Raw genomic sequence first — 16,942 nt, forward strand, 5'->3', positions numbered from 1 at the left:
CACACTTTAACTATCAGGGTGATTACATTTCTGTCAGCTTGGGTATGTGCCAAATGGATCAGCAGCTGGTGTGGTCGGCAGCTTTAGCTTTGCTCTCGGCTACGGGGAGCTGAGTGCCTTGCTTCTGGGCAATTTGGTACGACTCCATCGAGTCCTTTCTGGCCGCCTCCATACGTTCAAATGCCCGATCACCACCGCCTGCGGCCATAGCCAGGGAAGAGACGGTCAAAGCTGCAATGGCAAACAGGGTTTTCATAGATTTCATTTGGATATCCTTGGATGAGTTTTCAGTTACCCCATTAAATCCACATCGAGAAAAATGGTTTTGGGGCTGAGCTCAAGGCTCGGTGCCACCTTAACCGTCGTTCCCTGTCAGGAACCTTAGGTGAACATTACAGGTGCGTAAGGTTGCGCTTTTCTTCCTGAACAATCGTCTGCGTACGTTGAAACAGGGAAAGCATCCGGCCAAGTCACCTTCCGAACTCCCGCATTGATGCGAATGCAAATGGGCGGCCGGTGGGAATGCAATTTGCTGGTCAATAGGGCCCCACGTTACAGTCGGTCCATGGGTAAGCGACTTTTACTTCAACCCAATCAGCACGGTAGATGGTCAGTGCAGAGGGGCAGGACGAAGAGCTCACGAGGCAACCTAAACGCAGCGCCCATATGTTGCCTTTGCGATAGAAAAACCCAATTGGTTTGATGGAGTCGTGATGACCACTACAACGACCACTCGACGCCGAACAAAAAAGGAAGAAAAAGCGCGTGATTTATTGATTGCCATGTTTTGGAGCTTCAGCGCAAATCGAGGTTTTCTCAATGAATCGGAACGATTACTCCAGATCAGTGAAGGGCTTCCCTCTCAACTTTTTCAAGCCCTTTGTGCGAACTTTGCTCTTCAGGAAAGTAGCTTGGAAATGTTGTTCAATATTTCGACCTCCACGCTCAAACGACATAGGCGTCAACAAAAGCCTCTTGATCCTGTTGCGTCCGGACGACTAGATCGAATTGCGGCTGTTTGTCACTTGGCTGAGGAGGTCTGCGACAGCAGACAAGCAGCCACCGACTGGATGTCAAAGCCGAATCAAGCCCTCGGTGGTAGTAAACCCATAATGCTCTGCAAAACTGAGCGCGGAGCCGTGCAAGTTAGCCGTGTGCTTCAAGTTATAAAATGGGGTGGAGTAGTCTAAGTTTGTAAGCGTCTGCCAAACACACCTTGCGTGTTTTCTACTGCCGCGATGCTTAGTGTATGGAAATTAGCAAAATTATGTCCTGAGCATAAACTCGCTAATTTCGATACACATGCTGGGTGCGACGGAAATTGCTCATCGGCAGAATAGCGCTCGTGAGCGCAGGGCTGAGTTGACCGCCGAGACCTGCGCTCACATCTGAAATGCGGCATGGAGAGCTTATGCATGAGGGCATTAACGCGGAGCAAGATCACCGTCTCAGGCACTAACCGTGGAAGGAAAACCCAACGCTTCAACAGCCGCACGGACTCGCTCTGGGCTTTCGATACTTTCAACGTTGACCTTGCCAGCAGCAGGATCCACTGAAACAGCAGCCTCGCTATCCAACGACTGAATAGCTTTGGTGATTTTGCTGACACAGCTACCGCAAGCAATGCCTGAAACATTCAAGACGAACATAGTTATTCCTCTCATGGTGAGCGGCCTTTTTAGCCGCAGGAACAGCATCAACGTTGCCACGATAGGAAGGTCAAGAGTTCTTTACATCCTAGTTTGAATGGATGCCTGGGCCTCAATCTATACGGACGTTTCTCAACCGCAATGCGTTGAAAACGACGGATGCGGAGCTGACGCTCATCGCGAGGGCCGCGACCATTGGTGATAACAGGTGTCCGGTCAGTGGATACAATAGGCCCGCAGCGAGTGGTATCCCCATCGCGTTGTAGAGGAAGGCGAAACCAAGGTTCTGCCGCATGTTTTTTACTGTTGCGACAGAAAGAGCACGCGCTCGAAGAATTCCCATTAAGTCGCCTTTAACCAAGGTCAATTGTGCACTGTTCATCGCGACGTCTGTCCCTGTCCCCATGGCGATGCCCACATCTGCTCGGGCCAAGGCAGGCGCATCATTGATACCGTCGCCAGCCATGGCAACCCGACGACCGTGTTGCTGAAGGTCCGCGACCAGACGCTCCTTGTCCTGAGGTTTCACTTCGCCGTGGACTTCTTCGATCCCCATTTCCTTGGCTACAGCTCGTGCCGTGGTGAGTCCGTCGCCAGTGGCCATGATGATTTTTACATTGTCAGCCTTGAGCTTAGTGACGGCCTCTTTGGAGGTTGGCTTAATCGGATCTGACACCGCGAGCAATCCAGCCAGCACTCCGTCGACAGCCACATAGATGATGCTGATACCTTCAAGTCGTAACAGCTCCGCACGATGTTGGAGAGGGCTGATACTCACGCCTGCCTCCTCCATCAAGGCGGTATTACCCATTTGGATTTTCTTGCCGCTAACCATGCCGCTGACTCCGATTCCAGATCCAGACTCGAACGATTCAGGCTTGCTCAATACAAGGTTTTCAGCTCGGGCGTGATCAACAATTGCGTGAGCCAGAGGATGCTCACTGCCTTGATCGAGGCTGGCAGCCAATTGAAGGACATCATTGGGGTCGAAAGGCGTTGTGGCCTCTACACTGTGGAATACCGGACGCCCCTCTGTCAGGGTGCCGGTCTTATCGACGATCAGCGTATCGATCTTGCAAAGGTTCTCGATGGCACTGGCATCCCTGAACAGTACCCCCATGCTGGCTGCCTTACCCGAGGAAACCATGATCGACATGGGGGTCGCGAGCCCTAATGCACAGGGGCAGGCGATGATCAGCACGGCCACTGCATTGATCAGACCGAAAACCCAACTGGGTTGAGGACCAAAAAAACCCCACCCCAGAAAAGTCAGTACCGCAATTGTGATGACACCCATTACAAAGTAGCCGGCGATGACATCGGCCATGCGTTGCATGGGGGCTTTGGAGCGTTGAGCACGAGCTACCATCAGCACGATTTGCGATAGCACCGTCTCGGCGCCAACTTTCTGCGCCTCCATCACCAGACTGCCATGTGTATTGAGCGTGGCGCCGATCAGGCTATCTCCAGCTCTCTTCATTACTGGTACTGGCTCGCCGGTCAGCATCGCCTCGTCGACTGCGCTTTCGCCTTCCAGTACTAAACCATCAACAGGCACCTTTTCACCTGGCCTTACCCGGAGGTGGTCACCCTTGTGGACATGGGTCACCGGGATATCTTCCTCTTGGCCATCGGCGTTGATTTTGCGTGCCGTTTTGGGTGAGAGCCCCAGAAGAGATTTAATGGCAGCGGAGGTTTGCGATCGGGCTTTGAGCTCAAGAATCTGCCCAAGTAATGTTAATGAGATGATTACTGCTGCGGCTTCGAAGTAGACCCCGATGCGTCCATCTTGCGTGAAGCTGGCGGGAAAACTCTGGGGGAAGAGCGTGGCTACAATACTGTAAAGATAAGCAGCCGCTGTACCCAGGCCAATCAAGGTCCACATATTTGGACTGCGAAGCCGAATAGAGGCTACACCCCTCACAAAAAAGGGCCAACCAGCCCAGAGAGTCACCGGGGTTGCAAGAAGCAGCTCCACCCAGTTCTGTTGGGTTCCGTGGAAGAGTTGTAATGAATGTCCCGCCATCGCGAGCAGAGTCACTATCACAGTTAATGGCAATGACCACCAAAAACGACGGGCAAAATCCTTGAGTTCGGGGTTTTCCTCCTCTTCCAACCCTGGCATGACCGGTTCCAATGCCATTCCACAAATCGGGCAAGTGCCAGGGCCTGGCTGTCGTATCTCAGGGTGCATGGGGCAAGTGAATTCAGTACCCAACTGTGGCTCAGCCGAGGGCTCGATGTGACTAGAGGGATGGCTATCAGACTGATCAGCAGCGTAATGTTGAGGTTCTGCTCGAAATTTCTCTTGGCATTTCAAGCTGCAAAACTGATATGCCTGTCCCTCATAAAGCTCACTGAACGGGCTCGGCCGAGTAATAGCCATACCGCACACTGGATCATGTAGACCTCCATCATCGGAGGACTTTACCGAATGGGCGTGATTTTGGTCGCGGTGATCCGTGGCGTCAGACATGGTTAGTTTCCGTTTTCGTCCTTGTTGGCTTCCGAACTTCCGTGTCGTCCATGACCGCCGTGCCCGTGCCCGTGCCCGAAAAAGTGCATCAACGGACAGATCAACAGAATCAAATAGGGGAGATAAGGTGAAACATGGCCGAAGTGTTCCCGGACCACGTAAAAACCCCCGATTGCAACCAGCATGATCAGCACTACACCTGTTTTGCTCCTCCAGAAAGGTGAAGCAGCGTTTTCAACCGAATGCCGATGGTTAGCCATGACTTTGCTCCTATTGTCCTGCCCAGAGTTGCAGTGGCATCTGCGTCTGAGAGTAGTCCACGCTCGCCTTGAGGCTATGATCTCGATCAATCAATCCAAGCTTTACTTCACTTCAAACTGGCCAACCATTCCTGATTGATAGTGGCCTGGTACATTGCTGGAAAACTCCAGGTCTGTGCTATGGGAGACGGTCCAGGTAGGGTCTTTGTTTGCGTCAGGCTTATTCAGAGGATGTTGGATCGTTGTGCTCCATCCTGACCATCTTCGTCCACCTGAGGCCAAGATTACTTTTCTGTCAGTTTCTGGTTGGCTCGACGAATTCGATGCAAACTCAGCCAATGACAATTTTGAGAGCCACCTCTATGAGACTTCTGATTGCCGAAGACGAACCGAAAATAGGTATCTATTTGCAGCAGGGTCTTACCGAGGCTGGGTTCAATGTCGATCGTTACACCAGCGGCACTGAGGCTCTTCAACATGCTTTAAGCGAAGCATATGACCTGCTGATTCTGGACGTCATGATGCCAGGGATGGATGGATGGGAAGTCCTTCGGAGGGTACGCCTGTCAGGAAAGGACGTTCCGGTACTCTTTCTGACGGCACGAGATCGTGTTGAAGATCGAGTCCACGGTCTTGAGCTCGGAGCTGATGATTACCTCATCAAACCCTTCGCATTCTCTGAATTGCTAGCTCGAGTCAGGACACTGCTCCGCCGTGGTCACGGCATGCCCTCGCAAACTCATATGAAAATTGCCGATCTTGACGTTGACCTGCTCAAACGCAGGGCCATTCGGGCAGGCAAACGCATAGATCTTACGGCCAAAGAGTTTGCACTCCTGGAACTACTGCTCCGTCGCCGAGGCGAAGTGCTACCAAAGTCGCTCATCGCCTCGCAAGTCTGGGACATGAACTTCGACAGCGACACCAATGTAATTGAGGTAGCGGTGCGCAGGCTCAGGGCGAAGATTGATGATGGCTTTGAGGTCAAGCTGATCCAGACCTCGCGAGGTATGGGTTATATGCTCGATGCACCAGATTCGGAATCGGAATGAACCGTCTATCCCTGACTACGCGCATGAGCCTGATGTTCATGCTTGCAGTAACGGCTGTGCTCACCATCGCCGGCCTCGGTTTCAACAACCTGAGCCGGCACCACTTCAAAATGCTGGATCAGCAGGCCCTGAACGAAAAGCTTCACTCAACTCAAAGAATTTTGGGAGAGCTGAAAAATATCGATCAATTCAACGAGTTAAAGCCCGAGTTACAAGCGTTGCTTGGGGCTCACCGTGACCTGACGGCCCTAATTCTGGATGTCGACGATAAACTACTTTTCGCTGATCCCCAGCCCATGAAGGTTCCGAAAGAGTTCCTCTCGGTGACAACCAACACTGTATGGGAATGGCAAGACCAAAAGCACATGTTCCGTGGTTTGACAGCACAAGCGATGGTCAATGGTCATGACAAGCCGTTGACCGTAATCTTGATCCTTGATGTTACTCATCATATGGCCTTCTTCGAGACCCTCCAGCGATGGTTTTGGATCGGGCTGGCGATCAGTGCGCTTGTCAGTGCCGCTTTAGGCTGGATGGTTGCACGCAGTGGTATGCGTCCAATCCATCAAGTGACCATGGTCGCGGCGTCGATGTCAGCCAAATCACTCAAGGATCGTATCCCCCTGGGGCCGGTCCCAAAAGAGCTGCAACAGATGGTATCGTCGTTCAATGCGATGCTGTCCCGACTAGATGATGCGTTTGTGCGGTTATCAAATTTCTCAGCAGACATTGCTCACGAACTGCGTACCCCAGTCAGCAATTTGATGACTCATACAGAGGTGGTGCTCTCTAGAAAACGGAATATTGAGGACTACGAAGACAATCTGTATTCGAATCTCGATGACTTGAAGCGAATGTCGCGAATGATCGACGACATGCTTTTCCTTGCCAAGTCCGACAACGGGTTAATCAAGCCTGAAAACAAACAGATCGACCTGCTGGAGGTCGTGGAGAAACTGCTTGAGTATTACCGCCTATTGGCTGATGAACGCGACATCAACCTGGCTGTTTCAGGAGCAGGAAGTGTACGGGGCGATGTATTGATGATTCACAGAGCCATTTCGAATTTGCTTTCGAATGCTTTGAGGTACACCCCAGAGGGAAGGACCATCAGTGTCGATATCAAAGAGAGAAGTACGTCCACAGTAGTGACGGTGGAAAACCCAGGGATTGTCATCCCCCCCGAGCACTTAGAAAAGCTCTTTGATCGATTCTTCCGAGTAGATCCGGCACGACGCGAAGGAAGCCCCAGCAATGCCGGACTGGGACTGTCAATTACGCGGTCGATCATAGAAGCTCATGAGGGCAAGATCTGGTGCACCTCATCCAATGGAAAAATAGCCTTCCATATGGAGCTCCCTGGCGTCGGCCTGAAAGGCGCTTAAACCCAGGGCAGCGTTTAGCCTGCGAAGTGTGGCACATCCCAAGCTTACTGAATTGTAATCGAACGGTCTGTTCTCATGTGGCATCGTGTACCAGCACTGTGGCGTGGGAGTCTTGACCTGTTCCCTGAGTGCAGTGCTTACCAGGACGCGACATACGCTCGATTTCCGTCTCTGGTTTTTATAAGAGTCGAGAAGTAAAAACAGATCTCCCCAACCAAACCTCGAATCAACAGCTCAAGCTGTGAGGAGTCTTGCATGTCCTTCTTTAAAGCTACCACCGTAGCTGTTGCGCTTACCGCCGGCTTACTTCTGAGCGGGGTTGCTCAAGCGCATCCGAAACTGCTTTCTTCCACTCCTTCGGAAGGTTCGACCTCCGTCGCACCTGCCAAGATCGAGCTGCACTTCTCGGAGAACCTGACGACTCAGTTCTCAGGTGCAAAACTGATCATGACCGACATGCCCGGCATGCCGAATTCCCCCATGGGCGTCAAGGCTGGGGTCTCGGGCGGTGATGATCCGAAAATGATGGTCATCACACCGGCGGCTCCATTGACCACTGGTACTTATAAAGTTGAATGGCGTGCAGTCTCTTCGGACACTCATCCGATCACCGGTAACTTTTCTTTCAAAGTGAAATGATTCATGAGCGACTCAATCAATATCCTGATTCGCTTAGCTCTTTATCTGGACCTGATGCTGCTTTTTGGATTGGCTATTTTTGGTTTGTACAGCCTCAGGGGAAAGGAGCGGGTATCCGGCGCAGTCTTGAATTTTGAGTCGCTCCTTTTCAGCACCGTTGTTGGTGGTTTACTTCTGTCTTTTGCCGCTATGTTGTTGCTTGCGAAAGCAATGAGCGGCGTTTCAGAGTTTACGGAGCTTCGCCAACATATCTTCGAAATGGTGCTTACTGGTACCGATGTCGGGCTCACCTGGATGGTCCGAATTGCAGCGCTTGTTTTGGCAGGTATAGCTGTCAATCTCAACAAACGCTTCCCAACCTCCAGCCTTTGGGTCGTTACTCTGGCTGGTGCCATTGCGCTCGCTACCTTGGCATGGACAGGCCATGGCGCGATGGACGAAGGCAATCTTCGTTATATGCATTTCATTAGCGATATCTTTCACCTTTTGGCAGCCGGCGGCTGGATGGGAGCACTGGCCGCATTCGCTTTACTGCTGCATACTAAAATTCTAAATGGTGAACAAGAGTTACGAATTCTCTCCCGAGCTCTTACTGAGTTTGAATTGGCTGGTGCAGTGATCGTGGTGAGTCTAAGTGTTTCGGGCGTTGTGAATTATCTTTTCATTGTAGGTCCAACAATTGATGGGATAACGCTCAGTACTTATGGTGTATTACTTAGTTTAAAGGTTTCACTGTTTGCAGTAATGATGGCATTAGCTACGTTGAACCGCTTTCACTTGAGCCCACTTTTAGAACGATCGATCCAGGGCGGTCAATACACTGGAGCTGTTAATGCTTTGCGACGCAGTATGGCTGTAGAGCTCACGCTAGCAATAATCATACTTTGCCTAGTCGCTTGGTTAGGAACCTTGAGCCCAGAGATGGGTATGAGCATGGAGTAGAGTGTTGGCGCTGTTTGCAAATTACCCCCAGGGGATTGCTGATTTTTGTATCAGAAATTATGGATAAGCTCAGCAGCATCTCGATGACAGAACCTCACTCCATCAAGTATCACCAGGACTGTCCGAAGCAGTCTTTGAGTGAGCCGACCTACTGTTCATGCTTCGACAAATTGGACAGGTCCATCGTGGCGTAGACCCGCTCGCAGCAGCGAAAATCGATTCGGCCCCCCACTGATCAAACAAGTGCAAAAATTTGCACCGTGAATGCGACACAACCATCAAAGGCGGTGGGCTTTGGCATCATTTCAGCCCTGTCTAGCTCCAAGGCAAGCGTGTGCCAAGCTTTTTTGGTCGAAGAAATACGTTATCCATCGCTGGTCAAGTCGATTGCAAACGGGTGGTCAAGTCGAATGCAATTGACTGGTCAAGTCGAATGCAAACAAGTGGTCAAATCAATGCAATTACCCAATTCAGCAGGATTATTACAATCAGCTAGATAAGGCGCAGTCTGATTGGGCGCTTGGCGCCTCAGCAGCATTTCAAACCTACGCCGATGAGGCGGCGGATGTCGCTGGCCAAACGAAGACGCTGTTCACCAACGCCTTCAGCAACATGGAAGACGGGATTGTCGATTTTGTGAAAACCGGGAAGCTGTCCTTCAGCGATCTGGCTGACGGGATCATTGCTGACTTGGTCCGCATTAGTGTGCGGAAGGCGGCAGTCGGCATATTCAGCAGCTTTGCCGGTGCCGGGTTCGGTATGGGCTTCTCCGATGGCGGTTATACCGGTGACGGCGGAAAGTTCGAGCCGAAGGGCGTGGTGCACGGCGGCGAGTTTGTTGTTAACAAGGAAGTGGTCAGCCAGCCTGGCGCCCGAGAATTCCTTGAGCGCATGAATGCGAATACCAAGGGCTATGCGGACGGCGGCTATGTCGGGTCGGCAGCTTCGGCTACGAAATCCAGCGTTACGCCGATCTCGTCGGCATCAACCGCCGCTCCGGTCATTCACCAGCACTTCAGCTTCCAGGGTACGCCCGACGACGCGACCGTCAACATGGTCAAAGAAGCCGCGATGCAGGGGGCGAAAGGTGGCTACGAGCTTGTCGTCCGTGACCTGAAAATGAACGGAACCATCCGCCAGCTGATCGCGCGGCGCTAAAGCATTTAAGGAGTACTGCATGGCTCTCACGTGGCCGGCTTCGCTGTGCCCGTCAGAAATGACGTGGGGCATCGTCAACAACAGCAGGGCGTTCACTTCGACGCTTTCGAATGCCCAGCAGATCGTCGGCTACCCGGGGGCGTACTGGCAGTGCACGCTGACCTTCGGATTGCTGACCAGAGCCCAGGAGCGCGAGCTGTCGGCGTTCCTCGGGCGACTGGATGGGATGTTCGGCACGTTCAACCTTCCAGCCTTCACCCGGCGTCGAACGGCGAGCATTGGCGCGCTTACGGTCGTCACCGGCAATGCGCAGGCGCGCAACATGCTCATCGCCGGAGCCGCGCCCAGCACGGCCATTTTCAGCGCAGGCGACTACATCACCATCGCCGGCGAAATGTTCGAGGTCACCGATCCGGCATCATCGAACGCGCAGGGAAATGTGACGGTCCTGCTCAACAAGCGGATTCGCAAGTCTCTCACGGCGGGCGCCGCAGTCGAGTACCTGAACCCGTACTCGGAAATGCGCATGACCACCGATACATGGGCGATGTCCGTCAAGCCGGTGATCGCAAACGGCAGCTACCAATTCAGGGAGGCGTTCTGATGCCATCAGCATTCCCGTTTAGCCAGAACGTCGTGAACATCATCGCCACCGGCAAGTTCATGCCTGTATACGCGGTGCAACTCGACTTCGTTGACGGCATGGTCTTCGCGCACACCGGTACCGGAGATCTTGTGGTCGACGGGATCACGTACCTGGGCGTTGGCAATTTCGGCCAGGTCAGTCAGTCGCAGGAGAGTGACAACTCAGGCTCGCCAATGTCGGTCGAGCTGACCCTGAGCGGCCTGGATGCGTACATCCTGCCCGAGACGAACGTGCGCGGCTGTCGCGGGCGTGCAGCCAAGGTCATGTTTGTCGTGTTCGACGAGGCTGGCAATTACGCGGCGGACATCCTGTTTTCGGGGCGAATGGATGCTTCCAAGTTCTCGTTCGCCGGTAATGGCCAGGACGGCAACAACATTACCGTCCCGGTCATCGATCGCATGGCCGAGTGGAGTCGTACCGGCACCGAGCGCTTCACCGACGAAAACCACCGCGCGCGCCATGAAGGCGACCGGTTCTTCTACGCGATCGCCCAGATGTCCGAGTGGCCCATTTACTGGGGCTCGAGGAAGGACGCACCGACATTCACCTATGGAAGCTAGCCATGCGCTACCGAGACTGGACAACCCGTCTGAACGACGTGATCAAGGCCGCCCAAGAGCGGCCTTTTTCATGGGGCGAATTTGACTGCTGTCTGTTCGCTGCTGACTGCGCGGCGGCGGTGTGCGGAGTGGATCCAGCCGCGCAGTACCGCGGCAAATACACGACAGAGACAGGCGCAAAGCGGCAGCTGAAGAAGCAGCACGGCAGCCTCGAAGCTGCGTGGGACGCCTGTTTTGTGCGGGTTCCGCTGACCTTTATCCAGCGCGGCGACGTGGTGATGTACGACGCACCAGGTGGCCGAAGCATGGCTGTTTTCTGGGCTGGCGATTTTTGGGCAACAACCGACGACGGAGCAGTCCGGGTCGAATGCGAGCCACTGGCCGCGTGGAGAATTGAATGAGCAGCGGCGTAAAGAAACTTGCTCAAGTCGCGGTCGGCGCTGCCATTGGCTTTGCTCAGGGCGGTCCGTGGGGCGCGGTCGCTGGCGCGGCACTGGCTTTCTACGCTTCCGAGCAACAGGAAAAGCTCAACACCAAGTCGCCGCTGCGCGACAACGAGCCGTCGGCGCAAACCGTGCGCTCGTCAAAGGCACCGGTGCGCTTCATCCTTGGCCGGGTTTCAACCGGTGGCGTACTGGTCTGGGCTCAGGAGCAATCAGGCGCGCAGGGTGAGGGTGAATGGTTGCACCTGGTCTACGTGTTGTGCGAAGGCGCCATCGATGCGCTGGAAAGCATCTACTTGGGTGAAGAGGAAATCTCTTCGTTCGGCGCGCTGGCCAGCTACGAGCTGGTCGTCAACCCGACCCAAGTTAACGCCTTCCTGAAGGCCAACTGCCCAGACTGGAAGGACTCGCAGATCGGCCGCGGGCTTTCCTATGTTCGGGTGTCGCTGCGGTATAGCGCAGAAAAGTTCCCGTCTGGGATTCCGGATACCCGTTTCGTGGTTCGCGGGCGTAATGACATCTACGACCCGCGCACCGGCACGGCTGTGTACAGCGCAAACACCGCACTGCACCTGCTTTGGTTCCTGCGCAACCGCTGTGGCGTGCCGGACGATGAGATCGTGTTCGAGACCTTCGCCAGTGCCGCCAACGTCTGCGACGAGGCTGTCAGCAACGCCGATGGATCGACCAGTCAGCGCTATCGAACTGCCTGCGTTATCGGCGCCGACGAGCAGCGCACCGGTGTTTTGCAGAAGCTAGAAGCTGCTTCCGGTGGTCGCTTGATCCGTGTCGGCGGGCGCTGGATGTTTCAGGCCGGCGCTTACTACGGCCCATACGATTTCGAGATCACCGAAGACATGGTAATCGGCACGGTCACGGGCAGCACTGAGCCAACCAACGACTCAGCAATCAACACCGTGCGCGGCACGTTCATCGATCCGGAACAGTCCTGGACTGAGACCGACTACCCAGAAGTAAGCGTGTCCGAGTGGATTGTTGAGGACGGCGGCGAGGCAGCGGAAACGCTGACCTATTCGTACGTCACCGATCCATATCAGGCCCAGCGCTTGGCGAACATGGAGCTGCGCCGGCGCCGTGCGGGTGGTGCGATCAGCATCCCGATGAACTTCTCCGGTTACAACTGCCGGCCAGGTCGGGTGGTACGGGTCAACCTGCCGTCGCTGAACATCCTCGGCGAGTTCATCGTTTCAGACTGGTCGATGGGCGACAGCGAAGGCTGCACTGTGCAGGTCAAACAGTACGAGGCGGCGATATTCGACGACGCAGTTGGTCAACCATACAACCCGATCGGATTCATCAACCTACCGGCTGGCGGTCTTGGGTCTCCAACAGGTTTGGCCTGGACGCAGAACACGGGGGCGGAGGTTGTGCAGGGCGTCCTCGCCTGGGCTCCACCTACCGGGATCGTGTCTTCGTACGTCGTCATCGTTCGCCAGGGTGCGACCGCCATTCAGTCGCACTCGGTGCCAGCGACCTCGACACAGTGCGCCATCAACAGCTTGCCGTCCGGTAACTACACGATGAGTGTGGCGGCAGTAGGGCCAATGGCGAGATCTGGTGAGGCGAGTATTTCCGTCAGCATCAACGGGCCGCCAATCCCTGAGTCCTGCGTGGTGCAGTCCTCGATCGACAACATCGTGTTGATCCCACAGAACACTGCGACCGGCCTGAACGGTGGCACCTACGAGTATTTCTTCAGTACGTCACCGACGGGCACGGCGAATGACGCAGATTATCTGGGTCAGGGCCTTTCCTTCACGCACACCGGCCTGGCGTTCTACACGAACTATTACTACTTCATTCGCTCATCGAACGCCTATGGGAAAAGCTCATTCCTTTATGTGCCGACTCAGACCTCGAACGATGTGTCTGCATACCTTTCGGCGCTGGGCGGGGAAATCACCGAGACGCAGCTTTATCAGCACCTGAATGATCGAATTGACTTGGTCGACGGCGACGGACCTGGCTCGGTGAATGAGCGAATAGGAGAACTGCAGACTGAAATAGACGGTCTGGTGGACGCCCTGGCTTACGTTCCGACAGACGCATATGTCAGGGACAACACCGTTCGGGTAGGGGATAACCTTTGGACCGCGATTGTTGACGTGCCTGCGGCAGCTGACGGTTCAAACTCCCCGCCGAATCCGACCTACTGGGTTAACAGCGGTCAGTCGATTAGGGCGGCGAATGCCCAGGCTGCACAGGTCACCAAAAACACTGCCGACATTGCAACCGTTGAGGGGAAAACAACAGCGACCGCAACGCAGCTTCAGGCGCTACAAGCCTCGTCCCGCGATGACAATGGGGAAGGGGAGTTGGCGGACGCGCTGAAAGGCTGGGACAGCACCGCATCGGCGGCCACGGAAACCAAAGTTCGGACCTCTGAAAACTATGCCATGGCTCAGCGACTTACCACTCTCGACGCAAGCGTCGGCGAGAACGAGGCCAACATCACCGAGCTGGAGCAGGTGGTTGCGACCAATGAGTCGGCGACGGCTACGAAGATCTCCCAGCTGAATGTCTCGGTCGCGAACAACACCGCCGCCATTCAGGAGACCTCAACGGCGTTCGCCGACACCAATGGCAAGTTGTCGACAATGTGGTCGGTGAAGATGCAGGTCGCAGCAGACGGCAAGTACGTCGCCGCTGGCATCGGTCTCGGCATCGAGAACACCGGCGCCGGACTGCAAAGCCAGTTCCTGGTTGCCGCAGATCGGTTCGCCATCGTCAACACCATCGCCGGCGGCGGCATCTCGGTTCCGTTTGCGGTGCAGGGCGGGCAGGTGTTCATGAATCAGGCGTTCATTCAGGACGGCACCATCACCAACGCGAAGATCGGCAGCTACATCAGCTCGACCAACTACATCGCTGGACAGCAGGGCTGGATTCTCAATAAAGACGGAACGCTTGAGATCAATGGCATTATCCCTGGACAAGGGCGAATGGTGATCAACGCGCAGAACGTATCGGTTTACGACGCCAACAACGTGTTGCGTGTTCGACTCGGCTATCTGGGGTGAAAAATGGCTTCATTTGGCCTTCGCGTTTTTGATGAAAACGGTGGCCTATCCATGGACACCAACTCCTTTACCTACCAGGTGATCTGGCAGGGCGTGATCGACTTCAGTGGCGCCACGCCCAGCTACACGCTGAACATCCCGGGCTTCAACCCGGCCAACTGCGTGTTCATGATCATTCCGACCAGAGCACAGGATGTGCAGTCGGCAGAGAACGATGGTTTGGGTAACACCAAGTCGTACCCCTACGTAACCACGGCAGTGGGGCAGGTAGTTGTCCTGCCTAAAAACCCATCCGCCGGTGCGTCCACCGGGCAGACAAGGATTGTCTCAAAGGCCTACGCGATAAGGTTTGCGACATGAGCTATGGATTCCAAAGCATCAATGACAACTCCTTTGTCCAGATCGATTCTGAAGCGCCACGGCTGTGCTTGTTGACCAAAGGCTCGTACTCAGGGACGACCAATGCGTCGGGGACATTTGCCCGAGCAATCACCAGCCAGGATCCGCCGCTGGTGTTTATCCGGCCGGATGCAGGTGTGATTCAGGTGCCAATATCGGTGTGGTTCACCGGCGGGCCTGGCAACTGGACAGGCTTCGCCATGAAGGCGTCCAACATCACGGCAACGCTGAGCGGTCAGTATTTCGTGGCCGCGTGGGCTTCGATGGGCACCGCGGCGTACGGACTGCGGCTGTGGGATCAGAGCGCCGCGCTGGTCTATGACAGTGGCGCACCGGCTGTTGTCGTGACCTTCGCAGCGGGCAACTGGACGTACGTGGGGAGCGATGTGCTGGCTGTTGGTCGCCGTTACATCTGGGCAATTACCAAGGCTCTTGGGGCTGGCGAGTACATCTCACTGAACCCGTTTGCCATGAATTGCCACAACGACGCTTCAGGTGGAGGTTGTGGGTTGGCCGTCGACTACACCGCCGGCCGAATCATGATGTACAGCCTCGCCACCACCGCCTGGACCGACCAAGGTCACCGGCCATTTCTCTGCGCCAAATTACTGGCCTGAACACCTTATTTCTGGAGATATTCAATGCCCTGGTACAAATCAGGAACGGTCTCTGTCACCCAAAATTCCAATGCCGTGATTGGCACCGGCACCGCTTTCATTTCCAATGCCAGGGTCGGCGATGCCTTTCGTGGTCCGGACGGTGGCTGGTACGAAGTCACCAACATCGCCAGCGACACGGCCTTAGCGATCTCGCCGAACTATCAGGGGGTGACCAACTCCGCCGGTATCTACGCACTGGCACCCATGCAGGGCTACGTAAAGGACTCGGCCGATGCACTGCGGGCGCTTGTGAATCAGTACGGCACGCAATTGGCCGCGCTGGGAACCACCGGCAATTACGACATATTGCCGCCCAACAAGGGTGGCACCGGGATTACGGATCTTTCGGCGTACATCCAAGGACTGCTCAATGACCCGGACGCATCTTCAGCTCGCCTCACCTTAGGTTCCGCCAAATCTGGCGCAAACAACGACATTACATCGTTGACCGGACTGATCACTGCGCTGAGCGTGGCGCAAGGTGGCACTGGCGTTACCTCAATTGCCGCGTTGCTGGCTGCACTACAAGCAGCAGGTGCTTACGGAAAGAGCAACGCAGTTGGTGCGGTATCGCAGACAGGTGGAATTCCAACTGGGGCGATTGTCGAATCAGGCAGCAACAGCAACGGCACTTACGCTAAATACATCGACGGGACGCTGATCTGCAGGTCACCTCCGATGGCCTTGACAGGGCCGACTATCAGTTTCGGCGCGCTTTTTCTTTCGCCATTAGCAGCTGATTGGACTTTTCCTGCGTCCTTTGTTGGTGTTTCGCCAGCTGTTTCAGGCAGCACCGGTAATGATCCTGCTTTTATAGTGAGCGGTCGATCAACCAGCATATCTTCGGCAAGTTTCGTAGGCATCTATCCGGCATCTGCACCGCCTGCCTGGACCATTTATACAACAGCTATCGGAAGGTGGTTCTGATGAAAATTAAGCTCTCCCCAGTACGGAGTGATGATGAACTTGAGGTATCCAAAGCTGGCGATGTATTGACCATCAATGGCGAACTCTTCGACTTCACACAGCTGCGTGAAGGCGACACCTTGCCCGCAGTCGCCATATCATCTAAATGGTTTAAGGGCGAGATAAACAGGGTAGGGGCTGAGCTTGAACTCACCCTTATTCTGCCTTTGCCGTTGAACTACAGCCAAGAACAGGCATTTCCAGAGCCGCTGCTTGAGGTTCCAGACGGCTTGGTCAATTTGCCGGGGCCGCTGCCACCTAAGGCGCAGGAAGTTTTCTCAGGCCCGCAAACTCAGGACGCCAAAGTATGAGCGGAAATATCGATTGGTCGTACTTGATCACCAGTGCAATGAAAGAGCAGGCGGCAAAGGATCAAGTGCTGGCTGCCGCCGTAGCTGAGAACGCTAAGCGGCGGGCGGTAGCTGATAGGGCCATTGCCCCACTACAGGATGCCGTGGATATCGACGAAGCTACCGATGCTGAAGTGTTGCTGTTGAAGGCTTGGAAGAAATACCGAGTCGCTCTGAGCCGTGTGCCTGAACAGGTCGGCTATCCCTCCACGATTGAATGGCCAACTGCTCCGGCCTGAGTTTCGACGAACACCCACACCCGCCATTGAGCGGGTATTTTTTTGCCTGGAGAAAGTGATGACCGAATCCGATAAGGA

General features: G+C 54.7%; 19 protein-coding genes and 1 pseudogene. 15 read left to right on the top strand and 5 right to left on the bottom strand.

What is annotated here, in order from left to right:
- Positions 1–58: 58 nt before the first annotated feature.
- Positions 59–265, bottom strand: coding sequence for a co-regulatory protein PtrA N-terminal domain-containing protein (locus CKW15_RS06705; protein WP_060543716.1), 207 nt, complete (start codon positions 263–265; stop codon positions 59–61).
- 448 nt (positions 266–713) lie between these two features.
- Between CKW15_RS06705 and CKW15_RS06710 the strand changes: the two genes are divergently transcribed.
- Positions 714–1,190 (top strand): antitoxin Xre/MbcA/ParS toxin-binding domain-containing protein, encoded by a 477-nt coding sequence (locus CKW15_RS06710; RefSeq protein ID WP_060543717.1) that lies wholly within the window; start codon positions 714–716, stop codon positions 1,188–1,190.
- Positions 1,191–1,448: 258 nt separating this feature from the next.
- Here CKW15_RS06710 and CKW15_RS06715 read toward each other — a convergent pair whose 3' ends face one another.
- From CKW15_RS06715 to CKW15_RS29030, 4 genes and pseudogenes are all read right to left on the bottom strand, one after another.
- Positions 1,449–1,649 carry a heavy-metal-associated domain-containing protein gene (locus CKW15_RS06715; RefSeq protein WP_082457640.1) on the bottom strand — a complete coding sequence of 67 codons (201 nt, stop codon included), beginning with the start codon at positions 1,647–1,649 and terminating at the stop codon, positions 1,449–1,451.
- 112 nt (positions 1,650–1,761) lie between these two features.
- A complete protein-coding gene (locus CKW15_RS06720; RefSeq protein WP_082457625.1) occupies positions 1,762–4,125 on the bottom strand; it encodes a heavy metal translocating P-type ATPase in 2,364 nt (787 codons plus the stop codon).
- Between the two features lie 2 nt (positions 4,126–4,127).
- The gene (locus CKW15_RS06725; protein WP_060543719.1) at positions 4,128–4,385 is read right to left on the bottom strand and encodes a DUF2933 domain-containing protein; all 258 of its coding nucleotides are present in this window, start codon (positions 4,383–4,385) and stop codon (positions 4,128–4,130) included.
- Positions 4,386–4,487: 102 nt separating this feature from the next.
- Positions 4,488–4,650 (bottom strand): annotated as a pseudogene (locus CKW15_RS29030) (plastocyanin); the annotation flags it as partial.
- A 97-nt stretch (positions 4,651–4,747) separates the two neighbouring features.
- Between CKW15_RS29030 and CKW15_RS06730 the strand changes: the two are divergent.
- The 14 genes from CKW15_RS06730 (at position 4,748) to CKW15_RS06795 (ending at position 16,864) form a co-directional block, all read left to right on the top strand.
- On the top strand, positions 4,748–5,437 hold the full coding sequence (locus CKW15_RS06730; protein WP_060543720.1) for a heavy metal response regulator transcription factor: 690 nt from the start codon (positions 4,748–4,750) through the stop codon (positions 5,435–5,437).
- Positions 5,434–6,822: a heavy metal sensor histidine kinase gene (locus CKW15_RS06735; protein WP_095151895.1), complete on the top strand. Its 1,389-nt coding sequence runs from the start codon at positions 5,434–5,436 to the stop codon at positions 6,820–6,822. Before CKW15_RS06730 ends, CKW15_RS06735 begins: the two co-directional genes overlap by 4 nt.
- A 255-nt stretch (positions 6,823–7,077) precedes the next feature.
- Complete coding sequence (copC, locus tag CKW15_RS06740) at positions 7,078–7,461, top strand: copper homeostasis periplasmic binding protein CopC (protein ID WP_060543722.1); 384 nt, start codon at positions 7,078–7,080, stop codon at positions 7,459–7,461.
- Between the two features lie 3 nt (positions 7,462–7,464).
- Positions 7,465–8,403 carry a copper homeostasis membrane protein CopD gene (copD, locus tag CKW15_RS06745; RefSeq protein ID WP_060543723.1) on the top strand — a complete coding sequence of 313 codons (939 nt, stop codon included), beginning with the start codon at positions 7,465–7,467 and terminating at the stop codon, positions 8,401–8,403.
- A gap of 468 nt (positions 8,404–8,871) precedes the next feature.
- Positions 8,872–9,561: a phage tail tape measure C-terminal domain-containing protein gene (locus CKW15_RS06750; protein ID WP_256583120.1), complete on the top strand. Its 690-nt coding sequence runs from the start codon at positions 8,872–8,874 to the stop codon at positions 9,559–9,561.
- A gap of 19 nt (positions 9,562–9,580) precedes the next feature.
- Complete coding sequence (locus CKW15_RS06755; RefSeq protein ID WP_095151897.1) at positions 9,581–10,165, top strand: hypothetical protein; 585 nt, start codon at positions 9,581–9,583, stop codon at positions 10,163–10,165.
- Positions 10,165–10,767, top strand: a complete 603-nt coding sequence (locus tag CKW15_RS06760; RefSeq protein WP_095151898.1) for a hypothetical protein — start codon at positions 10,165–10,167, stop codon at positions 10,765–10,767. Before CKW15_RS06755 ends, CKW15_RS06760 begins: the two co-directional genes overlap by 1 nt.
- Positions 10,768–10,769: 2 nt before the next feature.
- The gene (locus CKW15_RS06765; protein ID WP_095151899.1) at positions 10,770–11,168 is read left to right on the top strand and encodes a hypothetical protein; all 399 of its coding nucleotides are present in this window, start codon (positions 10,770–10,772) and stop codon (positions 11,166–11,168) included.
- Entirely contained in the window at positions 11,165–14,251 is a 3,087-nt protein-coding gene (locus CKW15_RS06770; RefSeq protein ID WP_095151900.1) for a DUF1983 domain-containing protein, read from the top strand. Before CKW15_RS06765 ends, CKW15_RS06770 begins: the two co-directional genes overlap by 4 nt.
- Positions 14,252–14,302: 51 nt before the next feature.
- A complete protein-coding gene (locus tag CKW15_RS06775; RefSeq protein WP_256583114.1) occupies positions 14,303–14,611 on the top strand; it encodes a hypothetical protein in 309 nt (102 codons plus the stop codon).
- Positions 14,608–15,267: a hypothetical protein gene (locus tag CKW15_RS06780; RefSeq protein ID WP_095151902.1), complete on the top strand. Its 660-nt coding sequence runs from the start codon at positions 14,608–14,610 to the stop codon at positions 15,265–15,267. Before CKW15_RS06775 ends, CKW15_RS06780 begins: the two co-directional genes overlap by 4 nt.
- Positions 15,268–15,291: 24 nt before the next feature.
- A complete protein-coding gene (locus CKW15_RS28690) occupies positions 15,292–16,236 on the top strand; it encodes a phage tail protein (protein WP_256583115.1) in 945 nt (314 codons plus the stop codon).
- The gene (locus CKW15_RS06790) at positions 16,236–16,586 is read left to right on the top strand and encodes a hypothetical protein (protein ID WP_095151903.1); all 351 of its coding nucleotides are present in this window, start codon (positions 16,236–16,238) and stop codon (positions 16,584–16,586) included. Before CKW15_RS28690 ends, CKW15_RS06790 begins: the two co-directional genes overlap by 1 nt.
- Positions 16,583–16,864: a tail fiber assembly protein gene (locus CKW15_RS06795; protein ID WP_095151904.1), complete on the top strand. Its 282-nt coding sequence runs from the start codon at positions 16,583–16,585 to the stop codon at positions 16,862–16,864. The genes CKW15_RS06790 and CKW15_RS06795 overlap by 4 nt, the downstream gene beginning before the upstream one ends.
- The last annotated feature ends 78 nt before the right edge of the window (positions 16,865–16,942 follow it).

The sequence above is a fragment of the Pseudomonas sp. Irchel s3b5 genome, from assembly GCF_900187435.1.
Taxonomy (GTDB): domain Bacteria; phylum Pseudomonadota; class Gammaproteobacteria; order Pseudomonadales; family Pseudomonadaceae; genus Aquipseudomonas.